At 60.0% G+C, this 11,250-nt stretch carries 6 protein-coding genes; 4 read left to right on the plus strand and 2 right to left on the minus strand.

Going from position 1 to position 11,250, the window contains the following annotated elements:
• Window positions 1-2,435: exo-alpha-sialidase (locus tag ACTHUY_RS08695; protein ID WP_441678501.1), on the minus strand; the 2,435-nt coding region annotated here is incomplete at its 3' end.
• A gap of 473 nt (window positions 2,436-2,908) precedes the next feature.
• On the minus strand, window positions 2,909-3,481 hold the full coding sequence (locus ACTHUY_RS08700) for a GNAT family N-acetyltransferase (RefSeq protein WP_441655372.1): 573 nt from the start codon (window positions 3,479-3,481) through the stop codon (window positions 2,909-2,911).
• Window positions 3,482-3,737: 256 nt separating this feature from the next.
• Here ACTHUY_RS08700 and dapA point away from each other — a divergent pair, with 256 nt between their 5' ends.
• The 4 genes from dapA (at window position 3,738) to ACTHUY_RS08720 (ending at window position 10,501) form a co-directional block, all read left to right on the plus strand.
• Window positions 3,738-4,637, plus strand: a complete 900-nt coding sequence (gene dapA / locus ACTHUY_RS08705; RefSeq protein WP_441655371.1) for a 4-hydroxy-tetrahydrodipicolinate synthase — start codon at window positions 3,738-3,740, stop codon at window positions 4,635-4,637.
• A gap of 172 nt (window positions 4,638-4,809) precedes the next feature.
• Window positions 4,810-6,495 carry a ribonuclease J gene (locus ACTHUY_RS08710; protein WP_441678503.1) on the plus strand — a complete coding sequence of 562 codons (1,686 nt, stop codon included), beginning with the start codon at window positions 4,810-4,812 and terminating at the stop codon, window positions 6,493-6,495.
• A gap of 259 nt (window positions 6,496-6,754) precedes the next feature.
• The gene (locus ACTHUY_RS08715) at window positions 6,755-7,780 is read left to right on the plus strand and encodes an ornithine cyclodeaminase (RefSeq protein ID WP_441678505.1); all 1,026 of its coding nucleotides are present in this window, start codon (window positions 6,755-6,757) and stop codon (window positions 7,778-7,780) included.
• Window positions 7,781-7,981: 201 nt separating this feature from the next.
• A complete protein-coding gene (locus ACTHUY_RS08720) occupies window positions 7,982-10,501 on the plus strand; it encodes a DNA translocase FtsK 4TM domain-containing protein (RefSeq protein WP_441678507.1) in 2,520 nt (839 codons plus the stop codon).
• Window positions 10,502-11,250: the final 749 nt, after the last annotated feature.

An 11,250-nucleotide genomic window follows, 5' to 3' on the forward strand; every position in this document is an offset into this window, starting at 1 on the left:
ATTTCGTCGTTGTCGCGGCCGTACTTGAACTCGTGATCGGCGTTGCCACCAACCAGTTCGTTATTCAGGTAGAACGTGTGGCCACGGCGAACACCGAGGGTATCGGTTCCGTTACCATCCCAGTCACCAGCGAAGACCTGGTCGTCTTCCCTACCAAAAGCAATTGCCACGTCGTGGGTCTCGGACTCCCAGGAGTCGTAGAGGAAGAAGACGTTACCGGTTGGTTCCGGTTCCGGAGCGGGCTCAACCTCGAGCTCAACAACGGCAGGCTCGGCGTCTGCCGAGACAGAAAGCGAGCCGTTGGTAGCGGCTGCGGAGGAGGACAGCGTCGCGGATTCCGCGGTGATGTCGTCCTCGGTGAGGGTGTACGTGCGGGACTCGCTAAGTGATTCTTCAGAGCCAAGCTCAGCGGCTTCAATCGCTCCAGTCACGTCGGTGAGGCGTACGTTGCCGGTGTTGGTGACGGTTGCGTCGTAGGAGACGATGTCACCGGCCGAGTCGTAGCCGTCGCCATCGACATCTTCGATGCTGGCGACGGATAGCGCAATGGTGACTTCGGGCAGACGCTCGATCAGATCAACCTCGTCACCCACGATATCGAGCGACAGCGGCTCGAGACCGGCGCCTTCAACAGCCCAGGTGCTGGTTGGGAGGAAGAATCCATGAGCAAGCTCGTCGGCGTTGACCATGTGGAATGCTGTGGTGCAGGTATATCCGGCACCGGCGGGAAGCGTACGGTAGCGGCAGTTGCCAGCACCATCATCCGGAACGAACGGATAGAAGTCACCAGCCGTTGGATAGGTCGTCTGGGTAACGTTCGATTCGGAGTCAACGCGGAAGTGGTAGTTCAGCCTCTCACCCTCGGTGTAGGGATCGACTGCCACGTCACGGGTGGAGTCACCCGGGTAGCCCTCGATGTTTGCCCCGAGAGTCGGTGCGGCGCCTTCGAGGACCGTAACTGTCGCGTCACCGCGCAGGCTGTATTCACCGGCGGAGATGAGAATATCGCCGTTTTGCACCTGGCCGTCGGCGGTCCAGATCGGGATATCGACGTCGAGAGTGACCTCGACGGATTCGCCAGGTGCCAGCTCTGAGAACTCGGCCTCTGTGGCCGACCATCCCGAACCAAGATCTGCGGTAACGGTTCCTGCTGGCATGGCCTTGTCGTCATCGTTGTTAACCGTGACGGTCAGCGGAACGGTGTCGCCAGCATTGCCTTCGGAAGCGGTGTCAGCGAACGAGGCGCAGAATGGCTTGAGCCAGTCCTCGTCGAAGTCGCCATAGAGAATCTCCGAGTTGGCGCCCTCGTAGACAACGCCGTAGGTACCATCGGCGAGTGCAACGAGGTCCGAGTACGAGTGGCTACCCGGCTCGTAGGTTTTAGATACGGGCCAGGTCTGACCATCGTCGCACGAGTAGCGAACCGTGCCGTTCGTACGGCTCGTGGCATTCGCATTCGAGAACAGGAGTTCCTTTGCCTCGAGCGAACCGGCCTCGGCGCCCGGGTTCATTTGAATGATCGATGCGTTATTGCGGGGATCAAGAAGCGTGTGGTCGAGCTCTGGCTCGGACCAGCTATGCCCACCATCGTCCGAGTAGGCAACCCAGCGCGCGGTGTGGGTACGGTGGGCACGAGAGTTCATCATGAGCCTGCCATCGGACAGCTCAACGACCTTGTTCTCATCCATAAGGGAACCGACCGGTTCACCCATCTGCCACGTTTTACCGTGATCATCAGAGTATACGGAGTACGCGACAACTGCTCCGGAACGTACCTGGCCAGCGTACTGCTGGACAAGACGTCCCGCGTATTCACCCCGGGTGATCTGGATTCCGTGACCGGATGTGGCGAACTGGCCGCGCATGTTCTCCGGCTTGACCACATCGGTGATCAGGCGGTGCTCCCAGGTCACGCCGTTATCTGTCGACACCGATACCTCGGCCGAGATAACGTCACGGTCCTCGTCGTCGTTACCGTAGACGCTTCCCCAAAAACCCTGGTCCTTCGAGAAAACGTGGAAGTTGAACAGGGTGTTCGTTTCAGCGTCGTAAACGTACGAAGGATCGGAATAGCCAAGCTTGTTCTCGCCGGTCTTGCCAGCGTGAACAACGGTCTGCTCCTCCCAGGTCTTTCCACCATCCGTTGAGCGGCGCTGCAGGATGGAGTTCGGTCCGGGGGAGTCCGCGCCGGTTGGCCGTCCGTCGTAAGAAATCAGCAGATCGCCGTTGTTGAGCTGAATGATCGCGGGAATGCGGTAGTTCGGGAACACCCCATCGCCACCCAGGGCGATACGCAACGTCGTGAATTCCTCGGCGGCGGCCTCATCCTCCGCCATCGCAGGAATCCCGGCAAACGTCGAAGCAAGAAGTGCGACACCTGCCCCTGCACTCAAGAATCTCCGCCGTGCTGTTTTTGGCCTGTGCTTTATAGCCACAGGTACCTCCTCGTCGTGTGGTCTGTCGGCAACGCTGCCGACCGTGCAGATATCCGACACATGAGACTTCAGATGTCAGACATCTTCTGAGCAGTGTAATTCGGGCGACAGCAATATGCGACTGCTAGCACGAATGTCGTACTGCCTGCGACGATATTGTGCATACGCCAGGTAGTTAACAGAGTTCACTGCTATGAGGTACAGTGGAAATTTTCCCGGTCGCATCAGCTGACCTGGGAGGATGGGGCGTCAGTAGCGCTATTTGAGCGTGTCGCTACTGTCGGATTCTTGCCCTCGCGCCGGAGCCTCCCAAACGCGTGTGTAGGTATAGCAAGATGGTTGCCCTGGGTGATACTAAAGCGGCGCAAGAGGTACCTGCGCCGTGAGGCAAGGAAAAGGTAACTGCGCCGCGAAGGAAGGAAAGTGGTAAACGAGCGGGCTGAGGGGTGTGCTCACCCTTCAGGGAGGCATGTTTACTCTGCTGGGTCGAGGACGGTGTACCAGCACTGCTCGGTCACGGTGCCGGTGCCGAGGTCGAGGTTGCGCTGGATGCCGCGGGGTGCGAAGCCTGCGCCCTGGAAGAAGCGGGTCTTTGCCTCGTCACCAACCATGATCCACACCTGCATCTCCTCAGCCTTGTCCTGTTCGGCAAACTCTGCGATTGCGGCAAGGAGGCGCGAGCCGTGGCCCTTGCGGCCGTTATTGCGGGGAACCTCGAGGGCAAGGATCTCAATGGTGCCGGGATTATCTTCGGCGTCGCCGATCATGGCCTGGTCGGCGGGGGCGATTGCGGCGAATCCCACGATTGCTGCCCCTTCAACGGCGGTCAGGGTCCGGTACGCCGGTGACGGTGGGGCGGAGATTGAGTCAGACCAGCCCTTCGCGAGTGCCTCACCAGTCAGCTGCGCTGAGACCTCCGCGGGGAGGTCGTGGCCGAGCGCTGCGGCCAGTGTCGCCTTCATCGTCGTTGCATGCATATCACCGAGGAACGGCACATCGGAGATGATGGCGGGTCGGACAAAGGAATCAGGAAGAGCTTGAGTCACTAGGCCAGCCTATCGAGCCTGCGGCCAAGGGTCCATGTTGCCCCGGTGAGATGTGAAGATTCTCGGTCACCACGACGCGACGCATCCGTTCGTCGGCAAATGAGGCTGTCTTTTAGTCAAAGAGGTGATCCAGCGGAGCTGAATAGGCGTATATCCGAACCATTTGGCTGGTCAGATTGGGTGAAAAGGTGTCCATATGTTCGACACTTGGGACCGTTGGCGCCGATCCGCCGGATAAAAGATCTAGGATGTCCCCATGGGTAGTACACCGTCACGCACATTTGGCTCCGTCGGAGTGGCCATGGCAACGCCATTCGCCCCCGATGGTTCACTGGACATTGAATCGGCCCGCAAGCTCGCGGACCACCTCGTAGGCGAGGGTGTTGATCTGATCGTCCTCTCTGGCACGACCGGTGAGTCGCCGACGACTCACCAGCCTGAGAAGGACGAGCTTGTCACCGAGGTCGTTGCCGAGGTTGGCGACCGCGCCATGGTAATCGCGGGCGCTGGTTCTAACGACACCGCGCACGGCGTCAGGATCGCGAAGGGCGCAGCCAAGTGCGGTGCCCAGGGCCTCCTTATCGTCTCGCCCTACTATTCCCGTCCCTCCCAGGAGGGCATCTACCAGCACATCACCGCGATCGCGGCCTCGACGGAACTGCCCGTCATGGTCTACGACATCCCGGGCCGCACGGGTGTGCGGATCTCTGACGAGACTTTTGATCGTCTCGCGGAGAACCCGAAGATCAAGGCAGTGAAGGACGCCGTAGGCGACCTGCCGAACGGTATCGCCACCTCCCGACGCACCGGCCTCGAATACTACTCGGGCGATGATGCTCTCAACCTGCCGTGGCTGACCATTGGTGGCTCGGGCGTCGTCTCGGTTGTTGGACACATCGGCGGTAGGCGTTACCGCGACATGATTGATGCTGTTGACGCCGGGGATTACGCCAAGGCACAGCAGATCGACGATGAGATTCATCCGCTTGTCAACGCGATCATGGGTGGCGGCCAGGGTGCGGTTATGGCGAAGGAAGCACTCGCCATGACCGGGGTGATCCCGCACGCCACGGTGCGTCTGCCGCTCGTTGGTGCCAGCCAGAACGAACTTGACTCGCTGCGCCGAGTCCTCCAGGTTCAGGGCTACCTCAACTAACCTTCCCGGAACCGTAGGGCGGGAATAGCTATCTGACGCGGGGCGGTACGAACAATGTTCTTACCACCCCGGGACCGTCTGTCCATACGTGGCACAAACTCAAGAGAGCAAAGTGAACGGGCCCCAGGCCCGCCATGTATCGAATCCGTTCCGTTCATGGGACAATGACGACGTGAATTACGCTCGACCTGATCTTCAGACACCCGTCCCCCTCAAGAAGAACGCCCTGAGAATTGTCCCTCTCGGCGGTCTTGGCGAGGTTGGGCGCAACATGACCGTTTTCGAGATCAACGGACGCCTGCTCGTCGTTGACTGCGGCGTCCTGTTCCCCGAAGAGGTCCAGCCCGGCGTCGACCTTATCCTTCCCGACTTCGAATACATCGAGGACCGTCTCGACGACATCGAGGCCATTATCCTCACGCACGGTCACGAGGACCACATTGGCGCCGTCCCGTACCTGTTGCGACTCAAGAACGACATTCCCGTCGTTGGTTCCCAGCTCACCCTTGCCTTCATAGAGGCCAAGTTGCAGGAGCACCGAATCACGCCCTACACTCTCCAGGTTGCCGAGGGTGATGTCGAAGAATTCGGCCCGTTCGAGGTCGAGTTTGTCGCGGTTAACCACTCGATCCCGGACGCGCTCGCCGCAATGATCCGCACCGTTGCCGGCAACGTTCTTATCACCGGTGACTTCAAGATGGACCAGCTGCCGCTCGATCGCAGGATCACCGACCTCCGGGCCTTCGCTCGCCTCGGTGAAGAGGGTGTCGACCTGTTCATGACGGACTCGACGAACGCCGAGGTCCCCGGTTTCACAACCTCCGAGGTTGAGATCGGCCCGGTGCTCAAGCAGGTGTTTGCGGGAGCTACGGGACAGATCGTCGTTGCTTCCTTCGCGTCCCACGTGCACCGCGTCCAGCAGGTCCTCGATGCTGCCGCGGCAAACAACCGCGTCGTCACCTTCGTCGGACGCTCCATGGTCCGCAACATGGGGATTGCGTCAGATCTCGGATACCTCGACGTCCCCGACGGGGTCCTTGTTGACCTGAAGAAGATCACGGACTACCCGGAGTCCAAGCGCGTGTACATGTCGACGGGCTCCCAGGGTGAGCCGATGGCGGTGCTGTCCCGGATCGCGAACGAGAACCACCCGAAGATCTCGGTGGGCTCCGGCGACACGGTCGTCTTTGCTTCCTCCCTTATCCCCGGCAACGAGAACTCCGTCTTCCGTCTCATCAACGGGCTCATGAGGCTCGGATCCAAGGTTGTCCATCAGGGGAGTGCCCGTGTGCACGTTTCCGGGCACGCCTCCGCTGGTGAGCTTCTCTACTGTTACAACATTGTTCAGCCCACGGCGGTTATGCCGATCCACGGGGAAATCCGCCACCTGGTGGCAAACGGTGCGCTCGCGGTCAAGACCGGCGTCCCAGCTGAGAACATTATGCTTGCAGAGGACGGCGTTGTCGTTGACCTTGCTGACGGGGAGGCATCGATCGTGGGTGCGGTGCCCTGCGGCTACGTCTACGTCGATGGCTCCTCCGTTGGTGACTTGACTGAGGCCGAGCTCAAGGACCGCCGGATCCTCTCCGAGGAGGGCTTCGTTGCCATCTTCGCTGTCGTTGATCCCTCGAAGAAGGAAATCGTTTCTGGCCCCCACATCCAGGCTCGTGCCATGGCGGAAGATGATGAGGTGTTCGAGAAGGTGCTTCCCGAAGTCGCCCAGGCACTCCAGGACGCCCTCGACGATGGTGATGACTCCTACCAGATGCAGCAGGCGATGCGCCGGGCTATTGGTCGCTGGGTCTCTCGCAGGCTCCGCCGCCGCCCCATGATTGTCCCCACCGTCATCGAGGTCTGAGCACGGACAAAACTAGCAACGAGGAACTTTTCCGGATCCAAGCTCGGCGATCCTCAGGACCCGAGAAGTTGCCCGAGATACTGGAGAGGTTGGCCGCCCCGCGGGGCGGCCTCCCTGTTTGCTCGGTTCTTTATGGATACTGACGAGCCGATCCGCCGCGCCGAACCGAACACCTTCCTAGATCGTTGCGAGGCCTCTAGGATGGGCGAAAAGGACACGGTCCTTTCCTGGTGAACATCGTGGTTCGTAGGAGGTTGCAGTGACCCAGTTTGTTGGCGTTGAGAATATGGTGCGATGGATCCAGCGTGACGGCGTGGAACCAATCATCGTGAAAATGGTGGGTGCACTCGAACAGGACTTCGCGCGGTGGGAACAGTTCGAGAGGACCCCACGGCTTGCCTCGCACTCGCCGATCGGCGTCATCGAGCTCATGCCAACGACCGACGGGGAACAGTACTCGTTCAAGTACGTCAACGGACATCCCTCCAACCCGGCAAGAGGTTTCCAAACCGTGACGGCATTCGGTGCGCTCGCGGATGTCGACAATGGTTATCCCGTCTTCGTTGCGGAGATGACGCTCCTGACGGCTATGCGAACTGCGGCGATCTCGGCCATGGTTGCCAAGCACCTGGCGCCCACAAACTCGCAAACCATGGCGATGATTGGAACGGGTAGCCAGGCGGAGTTCCAGGCGCTTGCCATGAGGGGAACACTCGGAATTGAGAACCTTGTCGTGTACGACCTGGATCCGGGTGCCGTGGAGAAGTTCCGGCGGAACATGGAACCCCTGGGATTCTCAATTACGTCCTGCTCGAGCACCTCGGAGGCCATTCTCGGTGCCGACATCATTACGACCTGCACGGCAGACAAGCAGCTGGCGACAGTCCTGCACTCCAACCAGGTGGCCCCGGGCGTACACATCAACGCGATTGGCGGTGACTGCCCCGGCAAGACGGAACTCGATGCTGAGATCCTCCGTGACGGTTCGGTCTTCGTTGAGTTTGAGGAACAAACGAGAATCGAGGGTGAAATCCAGCAGATGGATGCTGACTCCCCGGTGACGGAGTTCTGGAAGGTCATAACCGGGGACCACCCGGGGCGGGTCTCGGACGAGGAAATCACGATCTTTGACTCCGTTGGCTTCGCAATCGCTGACTTTGTGGCACTCAAGGTCTGCCAGGCTGAGACCGCGGGAACCGACCTACAAGCCAAAATCGACATCATTGCCGAACCGGACGACCCGAAGGACCTGTTCTCCCTCCTCAAAATAAACGCACCTGTGTAGCCTGCTCGATTCCGCTAACTCCCTGACTTGCTGGGCTTTCCAGCGGCCTCGCCCTGCAGTTTAAGGCCGATGTTTCAGGGTGGGGATGGTTGCGAGCTGGCGTCGTTGTGGGGTTTTTCGTGTCAGTGAGAAAAACCGCTAAGGGCACAGAATCGGCGCGTGCCTAGGAAACCTGCTGGTGGGCCAACTATTCTCGGAGGTGTGAGTAAGTCAGAACCGAGGAAACCGGGACGGAAGGCGTCGCAGGAAACGAGTGGGCGAGTGCCCGCACGTGGCCGCCGCCAGCAGACCCCGAAGACGGAGATCAGGCGCGAGCCTGTCCAGGACGAGGTCAAGGAGCCAGTATCTCCGGCCAGGCGGGACGGACTTGCGCTCACCGTCATTGGGCTTGCGATTATCGTTGCCCTGCGGGAGTGGTTCCAGCTGTCAGGAGCCCTCGGGGACCTCATCCACCACGCCACGGCCGGCCCAGTTGGCTTGCTGTCGATCTTCGCCCCGATCGTGCTCGTGTTCTTCGCGGTCCGCCTGTTCCGTGAATCGACTCGTGAGTCGAACAAGAACCTCGTGATTGGAACGGTCCTCCTTGTTCTCGCGATCACCGGCGTGCTTCATATTCTTCTCGGGGCAGCGAGCCCCATGGATGACATCAACAGCGTAGAAAACGCGGGTGGAATTATCGGATGGGCAGTAGGTGGGGGACTGGAGTATCTGCTGTCGCCCTACGGTGCGGTGCCAATCCTTTTCCTTCTCGCTATCTTCGCGATCCTTTATGGAACGGCTACGTCGATCCGCGACATTCTCGACTTCACAAAGGCGAACAGGCCGGAGAGTATTCGCCCACCCTTTGCTGACCGGTTGCGTCAAAAGCGTGAGGACGCCATGGCGTTGGAGAGCGAGCCGTACGAGGATCCGTTGGAGATGGACGAGGCGCCGGACCTGCCGGCACTCGACATGAACACGAAGCGGAAGCCAAAGCCTGCTGCTCCGAAGGAAACACCGAAGACTCAGGTCATGAGCTCCGCATCCTCGATTGATCTGCCGGCGCCCGCGCCCTCGCCCGAGGAGCCCGAGACCGAGCCAACCGTCTTCGAGCAACCGGAACTGTCGTCCAGCCTCGCCTACGAACTGCCCGACATGGACATGCTGGTGGCGGGCGCCCCGCACCTTGAGAGGTCCGAAGCAAACGACAATGTCGTTGCCGCCCTCACCCGGGTCTTCGAAGAGTTCTCCGTCGGTGCTGAGGTCACGGGCTTCTCCCGCGGCCCGACAGTCACCCAGTACGAGGTTGAGCTCGGCCCCGGTGTGAAGGTTGAGCGAATCACGCAACTGTCGAAGAACATCGCCTACGCCGTTGCCAGCGCCGACGTTCGCATCCTGTCTCCGATTCCCGGCAAGCAGGCGGTCGGCATTGAGATTCCGAATGCCGACCGCGAGACCGTTGTTCTCGGTGAGGTCCTTCGATCCAATGTCGCGAAGAAGCAGACCCATCCTCTTGTTGTTGGTCTTGGTAAGTCCGTTCAGGGCAACTATGTGGTTGCGAACCTGGCCAAGATGCCGCACTTGCTGGTTGCGGGCGCGACCGGTTCCGGTAAGTCTTCGTTCGTGAATTCGATGATCACGTCGATTCTCATGAGGGCAACGCCCGACCAGGTTCGGCTTATCCTTGTTGACCCGAAGCGCGTTGAACTGACCATTTATGCCGGCATCCCGCACCTCATCACCCCGATCATCACGAACCCGAAGAAGGCAGCCGAGGCTCTCGAATGGGTGGTTGAGGAAATGGACCGCAGATACGACGATTTGGCCGCGTTCGGCTATCGTCACGTCGACGAGTTCAACGAGGCCGTCAAAACGGGCAAGGTGCAGCCCCTGCCGGGCTCCGAGCGAGAGATCAAGCCCTACCCGTACCTTGTTGTTGTCGTAGACGAGCTCGCGGACCTCATGCTGGTTGCTCCGAAGGACGTTGAATCCTCGATCCAGCGCATCACGCAGCTGGCACGAGCCGCCGGCATCCACCTTGTGCTCGCCACCCAGCGGCCCTCCGTCGACGTTGTCACGGGCCTCATCAAGTCGAACGTGCCGTCGAGGCTCGCGTTCTCCACGTCGTCCCTGGCTGACTCCCGAGTCATCCTCGATCAGCCGGGCGCCGAGAAGCTGATCGGGCAGGGTGATGCTCTGTTCATGCCTTCCGGTGCCACGAAGCCGGTCCGCGTTCAGGGTTCCTGGGTTGGGGAGTCTGAAGTTAAGAAGGTCGTCGACTACGTCAAGGGCAAGATGGAGCCCGAGTATCGTGCCGACGTGACCGCGAAGCCCGAAGCTAAGAAGCAGGTGGATGACGACATCGGTGACGATCTCGACATCCTCCTCCAGGCCGCCGAGCTCGTCGTCTCAACCGACTTCGGTTCAACCTCGATGCTCCAGCGTAAGCTTCGCATCGGCTTTGCTAAGGCGGGGCGCATGATGGACCTGCTGGAGTCTCGTGAGATCGTAGGGCCCTCCGAAGGCTCGAAGGCTCGCGAGGTGCTCGTCAAGCCAGATCAACTCCCCGAGGTTCTCGCTATGCTCCGCGGCGAAGAGCCGCCGCAGGAAGCGTATGAGACCCCGGTGGAGGAAGGTCCAGTCGATGGAACCGAAGTTCTTCCCGCGGCCCGCGAGGCTGAAAACTACTGGGATGATGACGATGACGACTCCGAGGATGCCTGGCAACTAACAGGTCGCTGAGGAAAATCAGGAACCGGTCATTTTGACACCGGCTAGTTTCCTCAGCTTCGTCCTGCCCGAAGATCGCACGACCCACCGTGCGATCTTCGGTTATAAGCGACAGGTGCAGTCCTGCCCGATTGATAACGATATGCGCTCGATACTCTTTTTGGGTGTTGACTGAATGGGGAGGTGGGGCATTGTTCGGAACATGACGCCAGGGTTCGTGAGAACCCGACCTGGAATCTCGTGTTCCAGTTGGAATGCTTGATCACCTCACCGGCCAATGTCGGCTAAGCCGATTATCCCGAACCAATTGCCAAACCCAATGTGCGCCGACAACGTGTTGGTGACATCGCACTAGTTCGTCGGTAGAGCCAGACGGCAAGAGCCCAAACACTAAAGGCGGTAGCGCCATGAATAGACGACTGATCGGCACATTGGGCACGGTTGGAGTTGCAGCGGCTGGTGTCCTGGTTGCGACCACGGTGCTCGGCGACGATTCTGATAATTCGCGCCACACTCCCTCAAGCTGCACCGGTTATCTACAGCTCCTTTGACGACGCACAGAACCAGCATGACGCGACACTGGTCGTTACGGTCGTGAATGTCGAAGACGAGTATGTCGATTATGGAGGAGATGGGAAGCCGGACCACGCCGATGATCCTGGTCTTTCGATGGAGAGCCTCACCGTCAAGATCGACGACGTCCTGAAGGGCGACGAATCGCTGGCGGGAACGGAACTGACGCTTGTCCACTCATCGCTGGG

It is taken from the genome of Flaviflexus sp., assembly GCF_052087705.1.
Classification (GTDB): Bacteria; Actinomycetota; Actinomycetes; order Actinomycetales; family Actinomycetaceae; genus Flaviflexus; species Flaviflexus ciconiae.

Coding starts and splice junctions, on each gene's coding strand:
- dapA (WP_441655371.1), top strand. CDS start 3,738: ATGGGTAGTACACCGTCACGCACATTTGGCTCCGTCGGAGTGGCCATG.